The organism is Corynebacterium sp. HMSC075D04 (assembly GCF_001815635.1).
GTDB classification, from domain to species: Bacteria; Actinomycetota; Actinomycetes; order Mycobacteriales; family Mycobacteriaceae; genus Corynebacterium; species Corynebacterium coyleae.
Genome location: NZ_KV821290.1, coordinates 29,938 through 54,583, shown reverse-complemented (window position 1 = coordinate 54,583; position 24,646 = coordinate 29,938). Strand labels below are relative to the sequence as shown.

Annotated in this window: 26 protein-coding genes; 24 read left to right on the top strand and 2 right to left on the bottom strand. The window is 62.1% G+C overall.

What is annotated here, in order from left to right:
• The 15 genes from rpmD (at nt 1) to eccB (ending at nt 12,567) form a co-directional block, all read left to right on the top strand.
• Nucleotides 1-186 (top strand): 50S ribosomal protein L30, encoded by a 186-nt coding sequence (gene rpmD, locus HMPREF3048_RS02105; protein ID WP_034997282.1) that lies wholly within the window; start codon nt 1-3, stop codon nt 184-186.
• A 7-nt stretch (nt 187-193) separates the two neighbouring features.
• Nucleotides 194-670, top strand: coding sequence for a 50S ribosomal protein L15 (rplO, locus tag HMPREF3048_RS02100; RefSeq protein ID WP_070422737.1), 477 nt, complete (start codon nt 194-196; stop codon nt 668-670).
• A gap of 246 nt (nt 671-916) precedes the next feature.
• Nucleotides 917-2,245, top strand: coding sequence for a preprotein translocase subunit SecY (gene secY, locus HMPREF3048_RS02095; RefSeq protein WP_070482501.1), 1,329 nt, complete (start codon nt 917-919; stop codon nt 2,243-2,245).
• Nucleotides 2,245-2,790, top strand: a complete 546-nt coding sequence (locus HMPREF3048_RS02090) for an adenylate kinase (RefSeq protein ID WP_070422739.1) — start codon at nt 2,245-2,247, stop codon at nt 2,788-2,790. Before secY ends, HMPREF3048_RS02090 begins: the two co-directional genes overlap by 1 nt.
• 80 nt (nt 2,791-2,870) lie before the next feature.
• Nucleotides 2,871-3,662 carry a type I methionyl aminopeptidase gene (gene map, locus HMPREF3048_RS02085; RefSeq protein ID WP_070570614.1) on the top strand — a complete coding sequence of 264 codons (792 nt, stop codon included), beginning with the start codon at nt 2,871-2,873 and terminating at the stop codon, nt 3,660-3,662.
• A 51-nt stretch (nt 3,663-3,713) separates the two neighbouring features.
• Entirely contained in the window at nt 3,714-4,511 is a 798-nt protein-coding gene (locus tag HMPREF3048_RS02080) for a L,D-transpeptidase (protein WP_070422741.1), read from the top strand.
• Between the two features lie 172 nt (nt 4,512-4,683).
• Nucleotides 4,684-4,902, top strand: a complete 219-nt coding sequence (gene infA, locus HMPREF3048_RS02075) for a translation initiation factor IF-1 (RefSeq protein ID WP_070422742.1) — start codon at nt 4,684-4,686, stop codon at nt 4,900-4,902.
• A 173-nt stretch (nt 4,903-5,075) separates the two neighbouring features.
• Complete coding sequence (rpsM, locus tag HMPREF3048_RS02070; RefSeq protein ID WP_070422743.1) at nt 5,076-5,444, top strand: 30S ribosomal protein S13; 369 nt, start codon at nt 5,076-5,078, stop codon at nt 5,442-5,444.
• A 3-nt stretch (nt 5,445-5,447) separates the two neighbouring features.
• Nucleotides 5,448-5,849, top strand: a complete 402-nt coding sequence (gene rpsK, locus HMPREF3048_RS02065; RefSeq protein WP_070422744.1) for a 30S ribosomal protein S11 — start codon at nt 5,448-5,450, stop codon at nt 5,847-5,849.
• A 27-nt stretch (nt 5,850-5,876) separates the two neighbouring features.
• Nucleotides 5,877-6,482 (top strand): 30S ribosomal protein S4, encoded by a 606-nt coding sequence (rpsD, locus tag HMPREF3048_RS02060; protein ID WP_070422745.1) that lies wholly within the window; start codon nt 5,877-5,879, stop codon nt 6,480-6,482.
• A gap of 102 nt (nt 6,483-6,584) precedes the next feature.
• On the top strand, nt 6,585-7,598 hold the full coding sequence (locus HMPREF3048_RS02055; RefSeq protein WP_070422746.1) for a DNA-directed RNA polymerase subunit alpha: 1,014 nt from the start codon (nt 6,585-6,587) through the stop codon (nt 7,596-7,598).
• Between the two features lie 46 nt (nt 7,599-7,644).
• Complete coding sequence (gene rplQ, locus HMPREF3048_RS02050) at nt 7,645-8,139, top strand: 50S ribosomal protein L17 (RefSeq protein WP_070422747.1); 495 nt, start codon at nt 7,645-7,647, stop codon at nt 8,137-8,139.
• Nucleotides 8,140-8,218: 79 nt separating this feature from the next.
• Entirely contained in the window at nt 8,219-9,049 is an 831-nt protein-coding gene (gene truA / locus HMPREF3048_RS02045; protein ID WP_070771072.1) for a tRNA pseudouridine(38-40) synthase TruA, read from the top strand.
• Nucleotides 9,050-9,082: 33 nt separating this feature from the next.
• Entirely contained in the window at nt 9,083-11,188 is a 2,106-nt protein-coding gene (locus tag HMPREF3048_RS02040; protein ID WP_070771071.1) for a DUF6541 family protein, read from the top strand.
• A gap of 59 nt (nt 11,189-11,247) precedes the next feature.
• Nucleotides 11,248-12,567, top strand: coding sequence for a type VII secretion protein EccB (eccB, locus tag HMPREF3048_RS02035; RefSeq protein WP_070771070.1), 1,320 nt, complete (start codon nt 11,248-11,250; stop codon nt 12,565-12,567).
• On the opposite strand, the gene HMPREF3048_RS02030 is transcribed toward eccB, so the two are convergent.
• Entirely contained in the window at nt 12,506-13,702 is a 1,197-nt protein-coding gene (locus HMPREF3048_RS02030; protein ID WP_141758824.1) for a S8 family serine peptidase, read from the bottom strand. The two genes, eccB and HMPREF3048_RS02030, sit on opposite strands and share 62 nt — an antisense overlap.
• A gap of 2 nt (nt 13,703-13,704) precedes the next feature.
• Nucleotides 13,705-14,997 carry a type VII secretion integral membrane protein EccD gene (gene eccD / locus HMPREF3048_RS02025; RefSeq protein ID WP_168167331.1) on the bottom strand — a complete coding sequence of 431 codons (1,293 nt, stop codon included), beginning with the start codon at nt 14,995-14,997 and terminating at the stop codon, nt 13,705-13,707.
• A 221-nt stretch (nt 14,998-15,218) separates the two neighbouring features.
• Between eccD and eccCb the strand changes: the two genes are divergently transcribed.
• The 9 genes from eccCb (at nt 15,219) to HMPREF3048_RS01980 (ending at nt 24,614) form a co-directional block, all read left to right on the top strand.
• Nucleotides 15,219-18,713 carry a type VII secretion protein EccCb gene (eccCb, locus tag HMPREF3048_RS02020; protein ID WP_070771068.1) on the top strand — a complete coding sequence of 1,165 codons (3,495 nt, stop codon included), beginning with the start codon at nt 15,219-15,221 and terminating at the stop codon, nt 18,711-18,713.
• Nucleotides 18,714-19,697, top strand: a complete 984-nt coding sequence (locus HMPREF3048_RS02015) for a type VII secretion-associated protein (protein WP_070771067.1) — start codon at nt 18,714-18,716, stop codon at nt 19,695-19,697.
• Nucleotides 19,698-19,800: 103 nt separating this feature from the next.
• Nucleotides 19,801-20,112 carry a WXG100 family type VII secretion target gene (locus tag HMPREF3048_RS02010; protein ID WP_070422754.1) on the top strand — a complete coding sequence of 104 codons (312 nt, stop codon included), beginning with the start codon at nt 19,801-19,803 and terminating at the stop codon, nt 20,110-20,112.
• Between the two features lie 18 nt (nt 20,113-20,130).
• Nucleotides 20,131-20,415 (top strand): WXG100 family type VII secretion target, encoded by a 285-nt coding sequence (locus HMPREF3048_RS02005; protein WP_070422755.1) that lies wholly within the window; start codon nt 20,131-20,133, stop codon nt 20,413-20,415.
• 292 nt (nt 20,416-20,707) lie between these two features.
• Entirely contained in the window at nt 20,708-21,151 is a 444-nt protein-coding gene (gene rplM / locus HMPREF3048_RS02000; RefSeq protein WP_070422756.1) for a 50S ribosomal protein L13, read from the top strand.
• Nucleotides 21,151-21,690 (top strand): 30S ribosomal protein S9, encoded by a 540-nt coding sequence (rpsI, locus tag HMPREF3048_RS01995; RefSeq protein ID WP_070422757.1) that lies wholly within the window; start codon nt 21,151-21,153, stop codon nt 21,688-21,690. Before rplM ends, rpsI begins: the two co-directional genes overlap by 1 nt.
• Before the next feature lie 135 nt (nt 21,691-21,825).
• The gene (gene glmM, locus HMPREF3048_RS01990; RefSeq protein WP_070482481.1) at nt 21,826-23,169 is read left to right on the top strand and encodes a phosphoglucosamine mutase; all 1,344 of its coding nucleotides are present in this window, start codon (nt 21,826-21,828) and stop codon (nt 23,167-23,169) included.
• Nucleotides 23,170-23,271: 102 nt separating this feature from the next.
• Complete coding sequence (locus HMPREF3048_RS01985; protein ID WP_070771066.1) at nt 23,272-23,589, top strand: hypothetical protein; 318 nt, start codon at nt 23,272-23,274, stop codon at nt 23,587-23,589.
• Nucleotides 23,586-24,614: a hypothetical protein gene (locus HMPREF3048_RS01980; protein ID WP_141758823.1), complete on the top strand. Its 1,029-nt coding sequence runs from the start codon at nt 23,586-23,588 to the stop codon at nt 24,612-24,614. The genes HMPREF3048_RS01985 and HMPREF3048_RS01980 overlap by 4 nt, the downstream gene beginning before the upstream one ends.
• Nucleotides 24,615-24,646: the final 32 nt, after the last annotated feature.

The window sequence follows — 24,646 nt, the reverse complement described above, 5'->3', positions numbered from 1 at the left end:
ATGGCACTGAAGATTACGTTGCACCACGGCAAGATCGGTGAGAAGCCGGTGACCCGCAAGAACCTCGAGGCTCTCGGTCTGCGCAAGATCGGTCAGTCCGTGGTGAAGAAGGACAACGCTGCTACCCGCGGCCAGATCCTCAAGGTGCGTCACCTCGTCACCGTCGAAGAAGTTGCAGGGGAGTAGATAAAACATGGCTGACATCATCAAGCTCCATGATCTGCGCCCGGCAGAGGGCGCCAACAAGGCCAAGACCCGCGTTGGTCGCGGTGAGGCCTCCAAGGGCAAGACCGCTGGCCGCGGTACCAAGGGCACCAAGGCTCGTAAGCAGGTTTCCGCTGCTTTCGAGGGTGGCCAGATGCCGCTGCACATGCGTCTGCCGAAGCTCAAGGGCTTCAAGAACCCGAACCGCGTCGAGTACCAGGTGGTCAACGTCGCGGACCTCGCGGAAGCATTCCCGCAGGGTGGCGACATTGCAGTTGCCGACATCGTCGCTAAGGGCCTCGTTCGCCCGAAGCAGCCGGTGAAGGTGCTGGCAGAGGGCGACATCAACGTCGCACTCAACGTCACCGCAAACAAGTTCTCCAAGTCCGCTGAGGAGAAGCTCAAGGCTGCTGGCGGCTCCGCCACCGTCGTCGAGTTCTCCAAGCGCGCTCCGAAGGACGCGTAAAGAGCCGAAAGCGTAACGCTTTCCGCGCTTGAGATAACCCCCATACTGGACAATCACTGTCCGGTGTGGGGGTTTTCGCTGTGCTGTAGCGGTAAAGTCGACCGTGAGTATCAACTTTTTAAGCACAGCTGCTAGGGTAGTGGGGTCAAACACGGCGACGGCCCGTTTTGTGTGCCTTCATGCACGAGTCGGCGCTGCACTATCCACTACCTTCCGCCGCGGTTCAGGTGGAAGCCAGGAGGCTATGTGTCCGCAATTGCTCAGGCGTTTAAGGATCCTGACCTTCGCAAGAAGATCTTGATCACCCTTGCGCTGATGATTCTGTACCGCGTAGGTGCCCAGATCCCGTCCCCGGGCGTTGATTACGCGTTGATCAACCAGCGACTCGAAGAGGTTGCCCAGGGTGACCGTGCCACGATGTTCTCCATCATTGGCCTGTTCTCCGGTGGTGCACTGCTGCAGTTGTCGATCTTCGCGATCGGCATCATGCCGTACATTACGGCGTCGATTATCGTGCAGCTGCTCACTGTCGTGATCCCGAAGTTCGAGGAGCTGAAGAAGGAAGGCCAGTCCGGCCAGGCGAAGATGACGCAGTACACGCGCTACCTCACGGTCGCGCTGGCGTTGCTGCAGTCCGCAGGTATCGTCGCGCTGGCAGACCGCGAGCAGCTGCTCGGCCAGGGAATGCCGGTGCTGGTGGAAGACCGCAATGTCTGGACCTTGATCATGATGATCCTTGTGATGACCTCCGGTGCGGTGCTCATCATGTGGCTCGGCGAGATCATCACTGAAAAGGGCGTGGGCAACGGTATGTCCCTGCTCATCTTCGCGGGTATCGCAACCCAGATCCCGTCCGAGGGTGCGTTCATCCTCCAGAACTCCGGTGCCTTGACGCTGATCCTCGTCATCCTTGCGCTTATTGCGCTGGTCGTCGGCATTGTCTTCATTGAGCAGGGCCAGCGTCGTATCCCGGTGCAGTACGCCAAGCGCATGGTGGGCCGTCGCCAGTACGGTGGTTCTTCCACCTACTTGCCGCTGAAGGTCAACCAGGCTGGCGTTATCCCAGTCATCTTCGCCTCGTCGCTGATGTACGTGCCGGTTCTGATCACACAGATCGTGACCATGAATAACCCGACTCCGCCGGACAACTGGTGGATGAACCACGTGATGGCATGGCTGCAGAACCCGGGTTCGTGGCAGTACATCCTCACCTACGTCGTGATGATCATCTTCTTCTCCTACTTCTATGTGTCGATCCAGTACGACCCGGTCGATCAGGCAGAGAACATGAAGAAGTACGGTGGCTTTATCCCGGGTATCCGTCCGGGCCGTCCGACTGCTGAATACCTCGCGTTCGTCATGAACCGCCTGCTGTTCGTCGGCGCGATTTACCTCGCGCTGATCGCAGTGCTGCCGAACCTGGCAATGGACGCCGGTATCACCGGCTCCGGCCGGATGGGTATGAGCGCGTTTGGCGGTACGGCCATCCTGATTATGGTTTCCGTGGCTTTGACCACGGTTAAGCAAATTGAATCCCAGCTTCTGCAATCCAACTACGAAGGACTTCTGCGATAATGCGTCTCGTTCTCCTTGGCCCTCCCGGTGCCGGCAAGGGCACCCAAGCCGCTATCCTTTCCGAAAAGCTCGGTGTTCCGCACATCTCCACCGGTGATCTGTTCCGCGCCAACATTGGCGAGGGCACCCCGCTCGGTGTTGAGGCAAAGAGCTACATCGACGCCGGCAAGCTTGTGCCGACCGATGTCACCGCACGCATGGTTGAGGATCGCCTGAACCAGGACGACGCGAAGGACGGCTTCCTGCTGGACGGCTTCCCGCGCACGGTGGAGCAGGCTGAGATCCTGACCGACCTACTGGCGAAGAAGGGCGAGAAGCTCGACGGCGTGCTCAACTTCGTTGTTGATGAGGACGTTGTCGTGGAGCGCATGCTCGCCCGTGGTCGTGCAGACGACAACGAGGAGACCATCCGCACCCGTCTCGCCGTGTACCGCGATGAGACCGCACCGCTGATCGATCACTACGGTGAGGAGATCATTTCTATCGACGCTGTGGGCGACGTCGACGAGATCAACCAGCGCGCCATGGCGCAGCTGGGCAAGTAGCCCGAATACGCTCAAGGCCGGTGTTCGCACCGGCCTTTCGCTTTTGCTTATCGACGACCACCACAAAGGAGCACCCCGCTATGGCATTCCGCAAACGCAAGATTGCCGCCAAAACCCCCGACGAACTCGATGCGATGGAGGCAGCCGGCCGCATTGTCGGTGTCGCGCTGCAGGAGGTCCGTGCTGCGGCAAAGCCGGGTGTCAGCACGCTTGACCTTGACAAGGTGGCGGAAACCGTCATTCGCGACCATGGCGCGGTGCCGACCTTCCTCGGATACCACGGTTTTACTGGGTCGATTTGTGCGTCGGTCAACGATGTGGTGGTCCATGGCATTCCATCCGCCGACGTGGTGCTCAATGAAGGGGACCTGGTTTCCATCGACTGCGGCGCGACGTTTAACGGTTGGGTAGGGGACAGTGCCTGGTCGTTCGGTATCGGTGAACTTGCACCGGATGTGGACGCGCTCAACCGCGCAACCGAGTGGGTGCTCGCAGAAGGCCTGAAAGCCATGGTTCCGGGCAACAAGCTCACTGACGTGTCTCACGCGTTGGAGTTGGCAACCTACGCCGCCGAGGAGAGTTTCGGCGTTGAGCTCGGCATTGTGGATGGCTACGGCGGGCACGGCATTGGCCGCACGATGCACGAAGACCCGTACCTGGCTAATGAGGGCAAGCCGAATCGGGGTCCTGTGATTCAGGAAGGTTCGGTGTTGGCGATCGAGCCGATGTTGATCCTGGGTGGTGGCTACGACACACGCGTACTTGACGACGAATGGACGGTTACCACCCTCGATGGTTCACCGGCAGCACACTGGGAACACACCGTGGCAGCGACCGCTCAGGGACCACGAATTCTTACTCCGCGCGTATAAACGGCTGGCGCGTCGATGCGTGATTCATAGCTATACGGTTATACTTCCGGCATGTCTTACCGTCCTCGCCATGCAAAGCAGTCGCCGTTGAAGCGACGTGCAATTACGTTTGCCGCCGGTTTTGGTGTCGTCGCTACGCTCGCCGCACCTGTGACTGCGCAGGCAGCGCCTGCTCCGGCCCCGAATCCGGTTGCAACCTCCAGCCTTGATGCGCTGTCCTCGTCGGCAAACACCGCGTTTGCAAACCTGGATAAGTCTGCACGGGATGCAGCTTGGGATCTTCGCAACAACCTGCGCTTGCAGGCAGACGGGTTGGCGAATATCAGCCCGGATCTGCCGGCGAAGGCGAAGCAGCGTATCGACGAGATTGTGGAGGTTTTCTTCCCCGGACTCATCGCCGAGAAGACTCCGAAGCCGAAGCCTGCACCGAAGCCGGCTCCCGCTCCGGCACCAGCTCCTGCTCCGGCGCCGGCTCCGAACCCGCGTGCTGGCTTTGACTACGGTCCGTGCCCGGCCGATGCCAAGGCCTGCATTGACATTGATGGTCGTCGTTCCTGGCTGCAGAACAACGGTGTCATGTACTACCAGTCGGGCCTGATTGGTCCGGGCCGACCGGGCTACGAGACGCCGCGCGGTACCTTCTACGTCAACCGTAAGGTCAAGGACGAGATCTCCTGGGAGTTCGGCAACGCACCGATGCCGTACGCCACGTACTTCACCTACAACGGCATCGCGTTCCACGAAGGGGACCCGAGCATCCTGTCCCACGGCTGCATCCGCATGTACCGCGGTGATGCACAGCGCTACTTCAGTGATCTGCAGATCGGTGACAAGGTCTACGTCTACTAGACATCTTTGTTGCATATTGGCCCCGGCGAAATGCTGGGGCCTTTTGCGTTTTCGCAGGTGAGCGGATAAAGTAGTCCAGCGGTGCTGCCACGAAGTGTTGGCAGGTACCGACTGTCACGGTAAGAAAACGTTTCTGCCTGCACATTTGCGGGCAGTGTAGGAAGTGGAGTGTATGGCAAAAGAAGGCGCAATCGAGGTTGAGGGCCGCATCGTCGAGCCCCTGAAGAACGCCATGTTCCGTGTCGAACTCGACAATGGGCACGAGGTTCTCGCCCACATCAGTGGCAAGATGCGCCAGCACTACATCCGCATCCTCCCTGAGGACCGTGTCGTGGTGGAGCTCTCTCCCTACGACCTGGAACGCGGGCGTATCACTTACCGCTACAAGTAAGCATTTCAGCCTCCTCACCCAGACCTGCTCATAGTGGGTCGTTTACCTCCGGCCACGGTGGCTGGAGCCGCGTGTAATCCCAACCCATCCTCCGGCACGGTCCGGATAAAGCGTTGGTTGACGTGGACGGGTGGGGAGAAAACCACCGTAACAACCCGAAAGGTACGTACCTCATGGCACGTCTAGCTGGTGTTGATCTCCCGCGCAATAAGCGCATGGAGATCGCTCTCACCTACATCTATGGCATCGGTGCAACCCGATCCAAGGAACTGCTCGAGAAGACGGGCATTTCTCCGGACCTGCGCACGGACGATCTGAGCGATGACCAGCTCTCCGCTCTGCGTGACGCGATTGAGTCCTCCTACACCGTCGAGGGCGACCTGCGCCGCGAGGTTCAGGCAGACATCCGCCGCAAGATCGAAATCGGCTCCTACCAGGGCATGCGCCACCGTCGTGGCCTGCCTGTCCGCGGCCAGCGCACCAAGACCAATGCGCGTACCCGCAAGGGCCCGAAGAAGACCATCGCAGGAAAGAAGAAGTAACCTATGGCTACTCAGACTCGTTCCGGTGCACGTCGCGGACGTCGCATCGTCAAGAAGAACGTGGCCGCAGGCCACGCATACATCAAGTCCACCTTCAACAACACCATCGTGTCCATCACGGACCCGCAGGGCAACGTCATCTCCTGGGCGTCCTCCGGCCACGTTGGCTTCAAGGGCTCCCGTAAGTCCACGCCGTTCGCTGCGCAGATGGCTGCAGAGAACGCTGCCCGCAAGGCAATGGACCATGGCATGAAGAAGGTCGACGTTTTCGTCAAGGGTCCGGGCTCCGGCCGCGAGACCGCTATCCGTTCGCTCCAGGCTGCCGGCCTGGAGGTGTCTTCGATCTCCGACGTGACGCCTCAGCCGTTCAACGGCTGCCGTCCGCCGAAGCGTCGTCGCGTTTAAGGCTGAAAGGAAAAGAGGTAAAGAGACATGGCTCGTTACACCGGCCCTGCTACCCGTAAGTCCCGTCGCCTCCGCGTCGACCTCGTCGGCGGCGACATGTCCTTCGAGCGTCGCCCGTACCCTCCGGGGCAGGCTGGTCGCGCTCGCATCAAGGAATCCGAGTACCTGCTCCAGCTGCAGGAGAAGCAGAAGGCTCGCTTCACCTACGGCGTGATGGAGAAGCAGTTCCGTCGCTACTACGAAGAAGCGAACCGTCGTCCGGGCAAGACCGGCGACAACCTGCTCATCCTGCTGGAGTCCCGTCTGGACAACGTTGTCTACCGTGCTGGTCTGGCTAAGACCCGCCGTCAGGCACGTCAGCTCGTGTCCCACGGCCACTTCACGGTCAACGGCAAGAGCATCGACGTTCCGTCGTTCGCGGTAACGCAGTACGACATCATCGACGTCCGTGAGAAGTCCCGCAACATGCTGTGGTTCGAAGAGGCTCAGGACAACCTCCTGGACGCTGTCGTTCCGGCTTGGCTGCAGGTCGTTCCGGACACCCTGCGCATCCTCGTGCACCAGTTGCCCGAGCGCGCTCAGATCGAGGTGCCGCTGCAGGAGCAGCTCATCGTCGAGCTTTACTCGAAGTAAACTTTCACACGTTTGCTTCACCCCGCGCGCCGTCCACGGTGCACGGAATCTTCCATATCAGTCCCTACCGGCTTCATATAGCGGGAGCCAAAGGAGAAGTTCATGCTCATCTCTCAGCGTCCTGAATTGACCGAGGAGTACATCGATACCAACCGCTCGAAGTTCGTCATCGAGCCGCTCGAGCCTGGTTTCGGTTACACCCTGGGCAACTCCCTGCGTCGCACGCTGCTGTCGTCCATCCCGGGCGCAGCCGTGACGTCCATCAAGATCGACGGTGTGCTCCACGAATTCACCACGATCAACGGTGTCAAGGAGAATGTCTCCGAGATCATCCTCAACATCAAGGACCTCGTGCTGTCTTCCGACTTTGACGAGCCGGTAGTCATGCAGCTTGCAGTCGAGGGGCCGGGCGACGTCACCGCAGGTGACATCGAGCCACCGGCAGGCGTGGAGATCCACAACCCGGATCTGCACATCGCCTCCCTTAACGAGCAGGCACGCCTGGAGATGGAGCTTGTTGTCGAGCGCGGCCGTGGCTACGTCCCGGCTATGCCGAACTCCGGTGGAGAGGCCGGCCGTATCCCGGTCGACCAGATTTACTCGCCGGTGACCCGTGTTGCTTACAAGGTTGAGGCAACTCGTGTTGAGCAGCGCACCGACTTTGACAAGCTCATCATCGACGTTGAGACGAAGAACTCGATGACCGCACGTGACGCGCTCGCGTCGGCTGGTTCCACCCTGGTGGAGCTCTTCGGCCTGGCTCGTGAGCTCAACACCGCTGCAGAGGGCATCGAGATCGGCCCGTCGGCTCAGGAGTCCGAGTACATCGCTGCGTACTCCACGCCGATCGAGGACCTGAACTTCTCTGTTCGTTCCTACAACTGCCTGAAGCGTCAGGAGATCCACACCGTGGGCGAGCTTGCTGAGTACAGCGAGACCGACCTGCTGGACATCCGCAACTTCGGCCAGAAGTCGATCAACGAGGTCAAGATCAAGCTCGCTAACCTGGGCCTGACCTTGAAGGACGCTCCGGAAGATTTCGACCCGACCCAGCTCGAAGGCTACGACGCCGAAACTGGCGATTTCGTGGACGACGGCGCGGACGAGACCGAGTAACACAACAGAGCACGCGCTCAACTAACCGCATACGAGGAGTTCGAATATGCCTACCCCCAAGAAGGGTGCCCGCCTCGGAGGGTCCGCCTCGCACCAGAAGCACATTCTGGCCAACCTGGCGCAGTCCCTCTTCGAGAACGGCGCTATCAAGACGACGGACGCTAAGGCACGCGCCGTGCGTCCGTACGCTGAGAAGCTGATCACCAAGGCGAAGAAGGGCACTGTGGCTGACCGCCGCGCAGTCCTCGCTGAGCTGCCGAACAAGCAGGTTGTTAACTACCTGTTCAACGAGCTCGCGCCGAAGTTCGAGAACCGTGAGGGCGGCTACACCCGCTCCATCAAGCTCCCGAACCGCTCCGGTGACAACGCTCCGATGACCCAGATTTCCCTGGTGCTCGAGGAGACCGTTACCACCGAGGCAACCCGCGCTGCACGTGCAGCTGCATCCCGCCAGGCCGAGGAGGCCAAGGCTGAGGAGGCTCCGGCAGAGGAGACCACCGAGGCTCCGGCAGAGGAGACCGCTGCTGAGGAAGAGAAGTAAACTTACTTCCTTCCTCGCGTAACGCCCAGCTACCCCGTGTAGCTGGGCGTTTTGTATTGCCCAGTTAAGATTGATCGCCATGGATGAGACGATGCGGCTGCGATTGGATATCGCCTACGATGGCACCGATTTTCACGGTTGGGCGCGCCAGAAAAGCGGCATCCGCACAGTCCAACAGACCATCGAAGAGGCGTTGAGCCTGGTGCTGCGTAGTAGCGTCTCCCTTACCGTCGCTGGACGCACCGACGCAGGAGTCCATGCCTCGGGACAGACCGCCCATGTGGATATTCCTCGCAGCAGCCTTGATCAGCGTTCGATTGAGGGGGACCCGGGACGGTTGGTTCGTCGATTAGCAAAACTGCTCCCGGAAGACGTCCGCGTATTTAATGTCGAGGAAGCGCCAGAGGGGTTTGACGCGCGTTTCTCGGCGTTGGCCCGCACCTACGTATATCGGGTGACTACGCATCCGGCAGGTGCGTTGCCAACACGGGCGCGCGATACGGCGGTGTGGCCAAAACCTATCAACCTTGAGACGACACAGGCGTGTGCCGATGCGCTTGTGGGCTTGAACAACTTTGCGGCGTTTTGCCGCCCGAAGGAGCATGCCACCACGATCCGCGACGTGCATTCTTTCGAGTGGTCGCAGGTCGAGGACACCGTGTACGAAGCGCGCATTGTTGCGGATGCGTTTTGCTGGAATATGGTTCGCGCGCTGACCGCGACGTGTTTAACCGTCGGGGAGGGCCGCCGGGGGAGTGACTGGCCAAAGGAGCTCTTGCTTCGCGACGAACGCGCGCCCGAAGTCCCACTCGCTCCCGCTCGTGGCCTGACGTTGGTCGGCGTCGAGTATCCCGCTGATTCTGAGTTAGCTGCCCGCGCCGAAGCTACCCGCGCGCGTCGCGAGATGTAGCATGCTTGGGTTACTGACAATCTGGGAGGTGCGATGACCACAGCAGCCGCAGCATGGTTTGCAGTTGTGTTTTTCCTGCTTCCCGGATTCCTGGTGGCGTGGGTTGCAGGCCTCCGAGTTCCTGCAGCGGTGACCACGGCGCTGCCGGTGACCTTCGGTGTTATCGGAGTGTCGTCGTGGATGTGGGGCGTGACTAGTGCGCCGTTTAACCTGTGGACGTTCGGGGTGAGCATGGTGCTTGCCCTCGCGGTGGCTGGCGGGTGGCGCTATGCGTTTGCACGCAAGGCCCGCCGCGGTGGTGATGTGCCGTGGCACCGTGCGCTTTTTCCCGGCAAGGTGGAGTGGACGCACTGGGGCATTCCGTTTGTCGGGGTAGCGGTCGCGGCGTGGATGGCAGTTACGGACCGGCTGTCGTGGTTGGCTCAGATGCCCAACGGTGCGGACAACATCGTCCAGGGGTGGGATTCGCAGTGGCATGCGAATGCGGTGCGGTTTGTGATGGAGACGGGCGTGGCGTCGTCGACACGCATGGGCGAGCTGCAGAACTTCGAAACGCACGCGCGGCTGTTCTACCCATCGGGATTCCACGCGGGTGTTGCTCTCTTTGCGGAGGCTGCTGGTCTTGAGCCGATTCGGGCGGTCAACATCGCGTCGACGGTGCTGCCAGCGGTGGCACTGCCGCTGACCATGGTGTGTCTGGTGTTCGCGTTTATGCGCTCGACTGGGCTCACCGCGCAGATTGCCGCCGCGTTTGCCGCGATCATGGCGTACGCGGCCCCGCAGCTGCTGTGGGTGCCCGACTACGTGGGGATGTGGCCGTACCTGTTTGCGATGACCCTGACCGGCATCGTGGTTTGGCAGTTCCTTGAAGTTCCGGCACGGCATGCGGGTGCGCTGCCTGCTGCGATCGGGTTCCTTGGCGTGTTGTGCACACACCCGGCTGCGGTGACCGTGGTGGTACTCGGCGTCATCTTTGCGTGGGCGACGTCGCTGCTGGTTCGCCCGGTGCGCTCGCGTCGTAGCGATACGGTGTGGATGGCACTCCCGGCAGCCGCGGCAACGCTTGTGTTTTTGCCCCAAGTGCTGGCGGGGTCGGACCAGGCGAGTGAGGTTGCCTCGTGGGCGCCGCAGGAGAAACTGGGCCGCGGCGGCGCGTGGGGGAGTGCGTTTCGGATGGACACCCGGCACGTCTCTCAGTTTTTCCCGGACTTCGACCCGACGGTGATGCTGTGGCTCGCCGGTGCAGGCGCGCTGGCGTTGGTGCTGTGGCGCGGCCAGGTGTGGCCTGTGCTGTTGTATGTGGTTTCGCTTGCGGTGACCGCAAATGCGCTCACACCATTCGATAACGCGTGGGGCGATGTACTGGCCATGGTGGGCAACCTGCACTACAGCACGGGGCACCGGCTGATCATGCCGGTGGTGATGTGCGTGTGGGCAGCGGCCGCCATCGGCATTGCTGTGATTATCCGCCTTGTCACCTTCGCTCCACTCGCAGCACGAACCGGTACGGGGCAGCGAGCCACGGTGCTGGCGTCGATCGCGGTGGCGGTGATCGCCGGGTCTGCGGCGGTGCCACAGGTACGCAACCACACTGAGGCTGGTGCACAGGACGCGTTTGCTACCCCGCGCCAAAGCGGACGGATGGTAAGCGCGGATGACCTCCAGGTGTTTGACTGGTTGGCGACCCAGGACGCAGCGTGGGAAGGCACGATCATGGGTGATCCTGCGGATGGATATTCGTGGATGTATGCCTACAACGGGTTGCCGTCGGTTTCCCGGCACTACCTATGGCCGACCGGCGGGATTGGCTCAGCGCACGACACAATTTTCCAGCACGCGGACTTCATCGGAGAAGACAACGGCGAAGTGGTGGAGCAGGCGCTGAAGGACTTGAACGTACGGTTCTTTGTGCTCAGCCCGGGGTCGTTTTGGGCGGACCAGAAACCGCAGTATCCGATGCTGCGGGCGTTCTGGGCGTCAAACGGGGTGACGCCGGTGTATCGCAAGGGCACGACGTCGGTGTTTGCGGTCAACAGCGAGTTCTCCACCGCCCAGTTGCGGGCGATGCGCAAAGACGGACAGGACCACGGCTCGGATGAGCTATTCGAGCTTGAAGATGCCGGTGTAGCCGCCTGGTAGATGCGCGCGGGGTGCTAAGGCTGTAGCCTGTTGAGTACTTACTCGGGGGAGGGGGAATTATGGCGAAACTTTTGCCTACTACACGTGCCCAGGTTTCGGGCCACCAGTTCATGCGCCGTCGTATGGAGCATGGGTTGTTGTTCGGGGATATCCGGATGATTCATGACCCGTTGTCGGCGCGCCATCGCGCCACGGTGTTTGGTGTTGCTGCGGTGGTGATGATCGCCGGGGTGATGGGGTTGTTTGCGTGGATGCGTCCGAATGCAGATCCGGGGGATGCCCCGATTCTGCGGGCGTCGGACGGCACGCTGTATGTGCGTGTTGATGACACTGTTCATCCGGTGACCAATCTTTCTTCTGCACGCTTGATTGCTGGTGCGGCGGCTGATCCGTCGCGGGTGGGTGATGAGCATTTGGCGGCGATGCCACGTGGCGTTCCGGTGGGTATTGTGGCTGCGCCGGCGATGTTTGCGCCGGAGGGTGCGGTTGATGCTGCATGGTCGGTGTGTGCGGTGCCGGGCCGTGTGACGGTGGTTGCGGGGCAGCGTCCGGAGCCTTTGCTTGGCGACGATACCGTGCTGGCCACCGACGGCACCCGCCAATGGCTGGTGACTGGTGAGGGCAGACAGTTGCTGCCTGATGCGGCGTCCCCGCAGGGGCGTATTGTGCGCCGTGCGTTGGGGGTCGGGCACACCACTCCGATGTGGGAGCCACCGTTGCAGGTGATGACGGCGCTGAAGGAATTGCCACCGGTATCAGTACCTGCGCCCGACCGGCTGCCAGAAGTATTGGTCGCTGAGAGCGGTGCGTGGGCGCTGTTCAACGGGAGAATCGAGCCGCTCAGTGAGGTGCAGCAGGCAGTGCTGTTGGATGCTGGCGCGAAGCAACGCAGCATCGGCCGCGAACAGTTAGCCACGTATCAGGACGGGGACTTAGGGCTGACGATTCCAGAGCGTCGCCCGCAGTGGGTTGACCCGGTGCAGCAGACGGTATGCGTGGACCAGGACCGTGGTGGCGCGGTGCAGTCCGGTACAGAACACGACGGTACAAAACACGACGGTACAAAACACGACGGTACAGAACACCCTGGTGCAGCACGGTACGGTGCAGTGCGATCCGGTGATACTTCGGCGATTGCGTTGTCTGGGACGTCGGTGGCGACACACTTTGTGGGGCTTGCGGATGGCTCGATCGGTGTGGATTCCGGACATGGCTTCCACGTCGTGGCGAGCAACGGGTTGCGCCACCGTGCACCCGATGCGGAAACACTTGCCACGGTGGGTGCGGTGCATGTCGAGCGCGTGCCTTGGGAGATTGTCAGCCTCTTGCCGGAGGGTGAGGAGCTGACCCGGGCTGCGGCTTTGACCGCCACGTACTAACAGCACACAGTACAAGGACACCCAGCAGAGCGAACACAACTGCGCCGAGGCCGACACTGCTGAACCGTTTCGCGGCCAAGGAGGCGGTGCGCTCTGTTGGGGCCACGGTGACGGTGTCTCGGGGCGCGATGTCGTCCGGCGTGAGTTGGCTGATCACGTTGTGCGGGGTGATTGCGCCGCCGCCGTGTTGTGCTGCGGCGGTGATGAGCGTGCGCACGTGGTCCGGCGTGATGCCGGGGTAGCGCTGCATGAGCAACGCGGCCGCACCACTGACTACCGGTGCGGCGAAGCTGGTTCCAACGTAGGGGCGTGACCCGTCACGGGTGAGCGTGCCGTCGGCCCAGCCGTTGCCGCTGGATGCGAGCGCGTGTGGGACAAGACCGGCTGCGGAGATTTCCGCTGGCAAGGAGTATGACGCGAGCGTGTGGGTGTCCTCGCGAGCCCCCACAGCAAGCACCGTGGGAAACAGAGCTGGGATCACGCTAAAGCCTGGTTCACAATCGGCGCTGGTGTTGCCGGATGCGGCGACGACGACTGCGCCGTCGGCCTCGGCACGGTGCAACGCGCCGCGCAGTCCATTGAGATCAATGCGTGAGGCAAGCCCCGGGTCCACACAGGACACGACAGAGACGTTGAGCACGCGCGCACCTTCGTCGAGCGCGTTGTTGATTGCAGAAGCGAGCGTCTCAAGGTCCCCCGCGACAGATTGGCCGCGGCCACCGCGGTAATGGGCTGACGTTTGACGCACCGCCAGGATCTCCGCATCTGGTGCGATGCCGAGCGTGCGCCCAGCGATGACGCCGGCGACGACGGTGCCGTGGCTGTCGCAGTCCGCAAGCGCGTTGTCGCCGACAAAGTCGGCTCCGGGGCGCAGGTGATTAAGTTCCGGGTGTGGAGCGACGCCAGTGTCGATGACGGCGACGCGCACGCCGGCTCCGGTGGCGAAGCGACGGAGCTCGTGGAGCTCCGCAGGTGTCTCACCTGGTGGTTGTGCTGCCGAAGGCACGGCGCAGGCGATGTCTTGGGCGGAGGCGTAGGTAAGCGAGCCCGGCGCGAGTGCTGCAGGTGCGCAAAGTACAGGCATGGCGAGCATCAGTGGCAACAGTGCGGAAGCGGGCAGGGAACGTGTGCGCATTGTTACAGCCCTCGAATCAGGTCGAAGACCCCGGTGAGGTGTACCGCGAGTGGGATGACGGCGATGAGGGCGGCGATTTCGGCACGTTCGAACCAGACAACGGTTGTCGGTTCTAGGTCGGGTACGCGCCGGGCCCACAGCACGGTGGTTGTAGCAGCCAGTGCGGTGAGGACGGCGATGGTGATGAGGGCGGGATGCGGGTCGTCGATACGCACGATGCTGATGGCGGAAGCAATGACTGCCGCGAGTGCTATCGCCATCAGCGCAATGCGGGTTGCAGCCCAGTGGTGGCGCGATGCGTAGACGACGAGTGCGCCGGCGATGCAGGTGCAGAACACGAAGTTCCATGCACCGCCGCTGCTGCCGATCTGGAGGAGCGCAGGGATGCTCACTGTGGCAATTCCGGCGGTGACTGCGCTGGCGATGGTGGTGGCGACTCGGCTGCGTGCGTCGACGTCTGGTTGGTATTCGTCGGCGCGATCGAATTCTTCGCCGGCGGTGGGCACGTGCGCCACGGCAAGGCCTGCAGCACGGGTGGCGATGCCGGGTGTGGCGGCAACCGTAAACAGGCCGGTGAGGGCGGATAATGCGGCAGGCGCGTTTGCGGCGGGCAGCCAGGTGCCTAACGTGCCGATGCCGCTGAGCACACCAACCGTGACAGCAAACGCCACCAATGCAGGGCCTGCAAGGCGCAGAGCCACTCCAATGCCGACGGTGATGAAGGCTGTGACGACGCCTGCGAGGGCGCCAAGAGCAACGTCTGTGCTGTGTAGGTTCGGTTCTGTGCCACCGATGACCCATGTGGCGGCGGCCCAGCCGAGGCACAACGGCGCTGCAGCAAACACGGCGTGCGATTTCGCAACAGCAGCGAGGGTGAGCGCGCATAACCCGGTGACGGCGAAGGTCGCGGGAGGTGGGGTAAACATGCTGAGCAGCAACGCAATGCACGCTAACCCTACGAGGGTTGCGGCGGCGTCGAGGCCGCGCACGCTGCGGGCATTGCGGCCTGCGTGCGCGAGGGCGTCGGCGGCGTCGCGTACCACGGGAGGTGCGATGGGTTCTTTGGGGCGCAGGGCGATCACGGCGCCGTCGTGAAGCTTGAGCGCGTACAACGGCGTGTGCATGTCGAGTGGGCGCCCGCCTGCTGTGGAGATTTCCCACGGGCGGTGGATCTGCGGCAGTTCCACAAGACGCGCCAATTCGGGCAGCACCTCTGCAAACGTTGAGGATGTCGGCAGTGTGACATCGATATCGCGGTGAAACGCCGCAACAGAAACACGTACGGTTACGCGCACAATGTGGTGCGCCGAAGTAGCAACCAAAACTCTTCCCCCGGAAGTCTCAACGCGTGGCCCCCATTTGCCACGCAACTTGGGCCAGTATGGCGCACCGTTACGCTGCAGTCCAGCTTTTCGTACCCCTTTGGCGGGCAAATGGTCTACACTGCGCTCAACACTATGCCCAACACAGTTCGGGGGAACTGTGGCCACATGGGGTGAAAAGGGGGGATCCACGAATGCTCGGGTTAGACCACGATGCTGTGCTCGCACCAACTGCGGGCACACCTGACGTGCCGGCACTGCCAACAGGACAACTGCGTGCAGAGCCAGTCCCAACAGCGCAAAAGCCGCAGACGCAGCCGGTGATCAAAATCTTGCTGCCAATTGTGATGGTGGTTGCCGTTGGTGCGGTGATGGCGCTGATGATGACATCTGGACGCACTGTGAGCCCAATGATGTTGATCTTCCCGCTGATGATGCTTTTCGGACTGTTGGGCATGATCAATCCGCAAGATCGGCAGGGAGATATCAACGAAACGCGCCGGGTGTACCTGCGCCACCTGGATGCGTTGACCCGGAAGGCGCGCGCGAACGCAGCGCAACAGCGCGCGCACGCGACAGGGTTGCACCCGGCTCCGGCAGATCTTGTTGCTGCGACACCGGTGGAGCGGGTTTGGGAGCGCACTGCGGCGTCACCGCTGGCGTTGACCGTCCGGTTGGGGACTGGCAGCGGTGCGCTGTGCACGCCTGTCGATGTAGAGGATCCGGGAAGCCCAGAGGACCTTGACCCGGTGTGCGCGGTGAGTCTTCGTCGCACTGTCGCTGCCGTAAGCACCGTGCCTGGCATGCCGATTGTTGTGCAGCTCGATGCATTTCCCGCGGTCACCCTGGCTGGTCCCGGTGCGCATGAGGTGGCGCGTTCCATCGTGTGCCAACTCGCGTTTTTTCATGGGCCCGAGTTGGTCAGCATCGACGCGCCATTCGCGTGGGCGAAGTGGCTGCCGCACGCTCGCGCGGAACATGCACGTTTTCGCGTGGTGCTTATCGACGCCACCGTGGAGCACCTCCACGCCCCCGACGCCGACTGTGTGATTGTCGTCCACCCGGACGAGCACTACTTTGTGGACCCGGATGCCTTCCACCTCGTGTGCACCGATACGCTCGCTGCGGTCACCGAACAGGGCATGGAGCAACTCGGCCTTCCGGACTCGTTCACTGACGCGCAGGCCGAGTTCATCGCTCGCCACCTCGGGTTCTACCGACGCCCAGAAGGTGCGAGTGAAGACACGGGCGATCTGCTTGCCATGCTGGGGATTACGGACCTGGATGCACTCGATGCCACCACAATGTGGCCGGGGATGCGCAACAAGCTTGTCGTGCCCATCGGCGCGACCCCCGATGGGCAGCCGGTGTACCTGGACTTCAAAGAATCAGCGCTCGGTGGCATGGGCCCACACGGGCTCTGCATCGGAGCTACCGGTAGTGGTAAGTCCGAACTGCTTAAGGAAATCGTTGTTGCGCTTGCCGCAACGCACTCGCCGGACGAGCTCAACTTGGTGCTTGTGGACTTCAAGGGCGGCGCAACCTTCCTCGGCTGCGAGGACCTGCCCCACACCAGTGCGGTGATCACCAACCTTGAAGACGAGGCCGTGCTGGTCGAGCGCATGTTTGATGCCATCTCCGGCGAGTTGAACCGCCGCCAGGAACTGCTGCGTGCCGCAGGCAACTTTGCCAACATCACCGACTACACCCGCGCCGGGCACACACTGCCGTCGCTGGTGATCATCGTCGACGAGTTTTCAGAATTGCTCTCGCAACACCCGCACTTCGCGGACCTTTTCGTCGCGGTGGGCCGCCTGGGCCGCTCACTTGGTGTGCACTTGTTGCTCGCCTCGCAGCGGCTCGAGGAAGGAAAGCTGCGCGGGCTCGATTCCCACTTGTCGTATCGCATCGGGTTGAAGACGTTTTCCGCAGGGGAGTCGCGCCAAGTCCTCGGCGTGCCGGATGCCTATGAACTGCCCAGTGAGCCGGGCTCGGGTTACCTCAAGTCAGGTATGGAACTCACTCGCTTTAGGGGTTCTTACGTCTCCGGCCCGCTGACCCGCCAGGTGCTGTCGCACTCCGACGACACCCCGACAGTGCGGGTGTTTACCGGCGATGAGATAGAAATCGCTCCGCAAACCGTGACCGATACCGACTATTCGACAACCCTGTTCGACGCCGTTGTGGAGAAAGCCCGCGACGTCGCCGCCACCCGGAGCATGCGCGCCCACCAGGTCTGGCTGCCACCGTTGCCGGATACTCTCGCGCTTTCTTCGCTTGTCGACGACACCATCGCCCTCGTCGACGAGCCCTATCGCCAACTCCAAGTCCCCTTCGCCGTGGACTTTTCCCGTGCCGGTGGGCATGCCGCCATTGCTGGTGCGCCGCAGACGGGGAAGTCGATGGCGGTGCGGTCGATCGTCGCCAAGCAAGCGCTGTGTCGCACAACCGATGAGGTGGCGATTTACATCATCAACGCTGGCGGCGGCGACTACAGCGACATCGAGTCCCTGCCGCACGTCGCGGGTGTGGCGAACGCGAAGGATGAAGAACGCACGCGTCGTGTTATCGACGAGGTCACCGGACTTCTGGATGTGCCTGCCTCGCGCGCGACACTGCTCGTTGTCGATGGTTGGCATGCGTTGCTGGCCAACGATTCCAAACTCGAAGACCTGCGTGATCCTTTGGCACGAATCGCCTCCGAAGGCCCTGCGGCAGGCGTGCACCTGCTGATTACTGCACAGCGGTGGAACGCGGTGCGCGCGAATGTGCGCGACCTCATCGGCACCCGCATCGAGATGCGCCTGACCGAGCCGATGGATTCGCTGATCGACCGCAAGGCCCAAGAACGTCTCGCCGCCGTGCCGGGACGTGCGCTCACCCCGGACGGCAAAGTCATGCATGTCGCGCTGACCAGCGCCGAAGACATCGCACACATCGCAGCCCAGGCGGCGAGCCAGACGCCGGTGCCACGCCTGCGCGTGCTGCCAGCAAGAGTCGACGCGCAACCGCTTATCGACGGCACCCGCATCCCACTCGGCATTGGCGGAGCGGACCTTGCACCGCTGTACTCCACCGGCCACATCCTGGCCATCGGTGCAGGCGGCGCGGGCAAATCCGCCTTCATCGCCAGCACGATTGCGGCTATTTCAGCGATGCCACGCGAACAAGCCCGCATGGTGATCTGCGACCCGCGCCGGGCACACCTGGCTCATGCGGACAGCGACATGGTCGCGGCGTACGCAGCTTCCTCGAGTGCGCTCACCGATGCGGTGCGCTCGCTGGCCACCACGCTGACCTCGCGACTGCCGGGCAGCGACGTCACGCCCGCCCAACTGGCAGACAGGTCCTGGTGGGCAGGCCCAGAGCTCTACTTGCTTATCGACGATCTCGACCTGGTCGGCGACGAACCACTGCGCCCAATCATCGACTTGTTGCCCCACGCGCGTGACATCGGCTTGCACATCGTGGTGGCACGCAAGTTCGGCGGTGTTGGGCGTGCCATGTTTGGCCCGTTCCTCGCCGCTGTGAAAGACCTTCACCCAGACGTGCTGATTCTGGACGGCACCAAGGACGAAGGCGCACTCTTCGGCGTCCGACCGGCACCGCAGCCACCAGGGCGCGCAACGCTCGTACAGGGCGAGCCGAAGGGCATGATCCAACTGCCGATGCTGAATATGGAGGACTAAATGACAGACCTGCGCATTACCGCGACCGATGCGTCGACCGTGTTCACCGGTGCAGCCGACGTCCACCGCTTCGACGCGCCAAGCAGCCGTGAAATCGCGAACACGATCCGCACTGTGCTGGGGCCGAACCCAGACGGGGCACACGTGCACATCACCGCAGACGACACGCGCCTACGCGAGCTCGAGTACGCCCTGGCGGACTACGACATTGACTTAACCACCGAACTCCTTGGTCCCGATCCGGCAGACGTGCCACGTTCGCTCAACGCACCCTCCGCGCCACCTGCGCCGTGGGATCCGCCACGGGACCCGCCGACAGACACGTTCGCGGCAATTGCGGACAACCGCTCGTCAAACATCGGCGTCTGGATCATCGCCGCAGTCGTCGCGGTGGTCGCAGTCGTGTGTGCGGTGGTCATCTTCAACGTTGTCTGGAAAGGCAGCGTTGGCAGTGCCGGCAGCGTCAGCAGTGCAGCGAACACGGACAGTTCAATTGCGACACCGACGGCTACTGAAGCTGCGGCGGGGGCAACGCCGTCTGTGGCGGTGGAGTCGTCGATACGCGAAGAAGCACCGCAGACCGTCCTGCTTGAACAAGACGGCCTTCAAGTGGAACTGCCTGCCGGGTTCGCGCTTGAGGCCGACGATGGCACGTGGCGCGCAACCGGCGATGATCCGAATTTCCGCCTCCACATCGCCGTCGAGAGGCTGTACCAACTACCGGCCAAGACTATGGCCGAGCAACTCCTCGCCGATGTTGAGGCGGACCCGCAAACAGAACTTGTGGACACGGACGGCACCTCGGTGACCTACCTGGAGCGCGCCGCGGATGGATCGCAGGCGCTCTGGAAGACCTGGCCGCACGGCACCACCCAGCTTTTCGTGGGCTGCCACACGCGCCATGAACCCACCACAGTGCAACGCGCAACGTGTCGAATGGCCATGGAAACCGCTGAATTTAAGGGGGCTGACATGCGGACATGAAAAACTTTTGAATTCGATGGAACCGAAAGCACCAAATGTCAGTCAGATATATGAACGGCAAACACACACCGTTCATCCAACCTAAACACACAAGGGGGAAACCATGGAGCTGTTCGCCACTGAAGCGGAGGTCATGCGCGCCGCCGCAGACCGTACCGACGACACCAACGCAAACGTCAACCGTGAAATCGATCGCATCCAACAGGTAGTCGAATCCACTCGCAACTACTGGGTGGGCAACGCGCAGCGCAGTTTCGACGACCTGATGATGCGCTACGACGACGCTCAAAAGCGTTTGTCGGAGGCGTTGACCGCGATCTCCGCGAACATTCGCGACAACGCGAAGCACTACGAGTCCACCGACGCAACCAACACCGACAGCCTCCGTCAGCTCGCTGGCGGACTCGCACTCTAACCACAAGGGGGAACCACCATGCAGATCAAATACGACTTCGCTCAGATCGCCGGCGCATCCGAAGATATGCGCGCATCCGCATCCCGCATCAACGGCGACCTGGCCGAACTGAAGCAGATGCTCCAGCCCATGGTCCAGACCTGGGAAGGTACCGCCGCCACCGCCTACCAGGCACACCAAGCCAAGTGGGACCAGGCAGCAGAGGACCTCAACCAGATCCTCACCCAGATCGCGCAGACCGTTGAAGATGGCAACTCCACCATGTTGGCCGTCAACAACGCTGCAGCGAACAGCTGGGGCTAACCAACAGACTTGCGTCGGGGCGACAACGCCGACCATCGGGGGATAGGGCGCGGCAGACCCGTCCCCGGCGCATCCACAAAAGAAAAAAGGGGGACTCGGGGGAAACGCCGCCGCAGGTGACTATGGGGAACACCTGCGGCGGCGTTTTTGTTTTGTGGCCAGATTGCCGTAGTGTTTAACCCCTGTGTGTCCCGCCTGACGCGCGTTTCGGGTCTCCACCGGCCGCCGGAACCGTCGAGGAACATGCGAAGTATGGCCGGCAGCAATCTAGACAGACTTTAAGGAGTCATGCATGTCTACTTACCACCCGAAGAGCGGTGACGTGACCCGTAACTGGTACGTCATCGACGCAACCGACGTGGTGCTGGGCAAGCTTGCTTCCACCGCAGCAGACCTGCTGCGCGGTAAGCACAAGCCGCAGTTCGCACCGAACGTTGACACCGGCGATCACGTCATCGTGATCAACGCCGACAAGATCCACATCTCCTCCAACAAGCGCGATCGCGAGATGCGTTACCGCCACTCCGGCTACCCGGGTGGTCTGAAGTCCATGACCCTGGGCCGCGCACTGGACGAGCGTCCGGACCGCGTGATCGAGGAAGCTGTGAAGGGCATGATGCCGCACAACAAGCTCTCCCGCCAGTCCATCAAGAAGCTGCACGTCTTCGTCGGCTCCGAGCACCCGTACGCTGCTCAGAAGCCGGAAACCTACGAGTTTAAGCAGGTGGCACAGTAATGACCGAGCCGAACAACTACGACAACCTCGCTGCCGACACCGACATCGATGCCGCAACCGCAGCAACCGAGGAGTTCAACTACACCATCGGTGACGCAATTGCGCCGGAGGCTGACGCTGCTGAGGAGACCGTTGAGGTCGCACCGCTGCACGAGGGCCCGATCCAGACTGTTGGTCGTCGTAAGCGCGCAATCGCTCGCGTGACCGTCGTCGAGGGCGAAGGCAAGATCACAGTCAACGGCCGTGAGTTCGAGGAGTACTTCCCGAACAAGCTGCACCAGCAGGACATCCTGACCCCGCTGACGCTGCTCGAGCGCGAGGGCCAGTTCGACATCAAGGCCAACATCTCCGGTGGTGGCCCGACCGGCCAGTCCGGTGCTCTGCGTCTGGCTATTGCCCGCGCACTGAACATCTACAACCCGGCTGAGCGCCCGACCCTGAAGAAGGCCGGCCTGCTCACCCGTGACGCTCGTGCCGTGGAGCGCAAGAAGGCTGGTCTGCACAAGGCCCGTCGCGCACCGCAGTACTCCAAGCGTTAATCGCTGGCTTACTCCACACGCCGTCGCCCGGTTTCGGGTGGCGGCGTTTGCCGTTTCTTCTGTCATTGTTGGTGAGCGGACCGGTTGCGAGGGTTCGTCGATAAGCAATTGCAGCAAGCATGCATAATTGTGGGCATGACTCGATTGTTTGGAACTGATGGTGTTCGCGGCTTGGCCAACGAGGCGTTGACAGCGCCGTTGGCGTTGAAGCTCGGCGCAGCTGCGGCAACGGTGCTGACGAAGGACCGTCGCTCCGGGAAGCGTCGCCCAGTAGCGCTCATTGGGCGCGACCCGCGCGTCTCCGGTGAGATGCTGGCGGCAGCGATGGCAGCCGGCATGGCGTCGAAGGGCGTGGACGTGCTGCGTGTCGGTGTGATTCCGACGCCTGGCTTGGCGTTTCTTACGGACGACTACGGAGCCGACATCGGTGTAATGATTTCCGCCTCCCACAACCCGATGCCGGATAACGGCATCAAGTTCTTCTCCGCTGGTGGTCACAAGCTGCCCGACGATATTGAAGACGAGATTGAGCGCGCCATGGACGAGCTGGAGGAAACCGGCCCGACCGGCACCAGCATCGGCCGTGTGATCGAGGAGGCCCCAGATGCGCAGAGCCGCTACCTGGCACACCTGGCTGATGCGGTAAGCACCGACCTGTCAGGTATCAAGGTTGTGGTGGACTGCGCGAACGGTGCAGCGTTCGAGGTAGCCCCGAAGGCGTATGCGGCAGCGGGAGCTGACGTGACCGCGATCTTTAACAAGCCCGACGCCTACAACATCAACGACGGCGCAGGCTCCACGCACATGGAGCAGATTCAGCGCGCGGTAGTTGAGCATGGCGCGGACCTTGGTTTGGCGCACGATGGTGATGCGGATCGTTGCTTGGCTGTGGACGCCGAGGGCAATGTTGTCGACGGCGACCAGATCATGGCTGTACTGGCAACCGCGATGCGCGACAACAACTCGTTGCGCTCCAACACGCTGGTGGCCACGGTGATGAGCAACCTGGGGCTGAAGCAGGCAATGAAGCGCGAGGGCATCGAGATGCGGGAGACCAAAGTGGGCGACCGTTATGTCCTCGAAGAGCTCAACCGCGGCGACTTCTCCTTGGGCGGCGAGCAGTCCGGCCACATTGTGGTTCCGGAGCATGCGACCACCGGCGATGGCGTGCTGTCCGGTTTGATGCTCATGGCACGCATGGCTGAAACCGGGAAGTCGCTCGCTGAGTTGGCGAGTGTGATGACCGTGCTGCCGCAGACGCTGATCAACGTTCCGGTCTCAGACAAGTCGCGCATTCTTGACGACGAATCCGTTACCGCCGCGATCCGCGAAGCTGAAGCGGAGCTGGGCGATACCGGCCGTGTCTTGCTGCGTCCGTCGGGTACCGAGGAGCTGTTCCGCGTGATGGTGGAAGCAGCTGAGGAAGAACAGGCACGAAAGGTCGCCGGACAGCTCGCGGCGGTCGTCGCAGCCGTGTAACTTCTGAGTAAGAAGTTTTTTGCCCCGGCAGGGAACCGCCGGGGCGTTGGGGGAGTCTAACTAAGTAGAAATAGTTGGACTGAATCTTTTCAGGGGTGGGAAATGACACGACATGTCAGTGCTGTCGACGTTGACGTTGACAATGTTCGAACGCAGTATGGTGCCGCGATTAACGCGTACCGTGCTGCGGCGCACGACCTCGACGCGAGGCGCATCACGGTGGACCCGTCAGCTTTCGGCGATGGCTTCGCGGAGCAAGGCCAGCGTGTTGCTGAGGCACTTGAGGCGCTTCACAGTACGTCGAAGCGGTTTTTAGAGGTCCGCAGCGAGAACTGGGAGCAGGTGCTCGCGCTTACCGACGACATCGTGGCCGCCGATGCACTCGCCGCCGAGGTGCTTGAGGGGGTGGAGCAGCCATGATGCCGACAGTGCAAGATGATGTCCGTACCCTCGTCGAAGCAGTCGAGGTTGCACCTGAGGTGCCAGAGCACCAGCGCAATGCCGTGCGAGGCCTTGCCGGTGAGTTGATGTCCGAGTCCTCATGCATCAACGGGCTCGACCTTTCGGTGTTCGCACAGATCGGCCTGCAATTGGCGTTGAGTTGTGAGCGTCCGGATACGCCAGCGCGCACGTGCACGGCGGATAACAGCGGATGGTTTGAGGAGGTGGGTATCCGGGATCGGGAGTGCCGAAATGAAGCCCGCGAGACCGACCACTTTGAACACGTCAAGCAGGTAGGCCAGCGTATTGGAGAGTGCTCTTCAGCGATAGAAGCGATCGTGCGCTCAGCTGATATGGCGATTCGTGCGATCTTGGAACCTGCGCGCCGTGTGTTCGAAATCGCGCAGCGTTGCGGCATCACTCAGATTGTGGAGATCGCCGTCGAGGTGATCATCGAAGCGCTGCGGTGTGCAACAGCAACGACCACGGACCGAAATGGGGTGATCCGGGAGTGCCTCGACAGCATTGCCGAGTGCACCGGTGAGGCGGCGCAAACCCAGCCAGAGCCTGCGGTGGAGAAACCATGCGACACGGTTGCAAGCTCCTCGGTCGGCACTGTGGCCGCCGGCGTGAATATCTCGGTCGATGTGGGGCTGAAGCTGGGCGTTGAGCTCGACCTGGCACAGGGCGAGGTGGAATGCCCGCCGGAGGAAGCACCGAAGCCGGAGCCTGAACCACCGGCGAAACCAGCACCGAAACCTGCTCCAGCACCGGCACCAGCGCCACCGCCACCACCACCGCCTGCACCTGCACCGACACCGACTAAGGATGGGGTTATCGCCCCACCGCCAGAACTGTCGCAGGTGCAAGAGCCGCCACCACCGCCGAAGAAGGCACAGCACGTCGATACAACGGCTGCTTCCGTAGGTGGCGCAGACGGGGCACAATCAGGCGCTCAGGGCGGGCAGGATCCGTGGGCAATGAAGAAAACGGGGGAGTGGTAACCAATGGATTACGAGTTGTTTGTGCTCCAGTT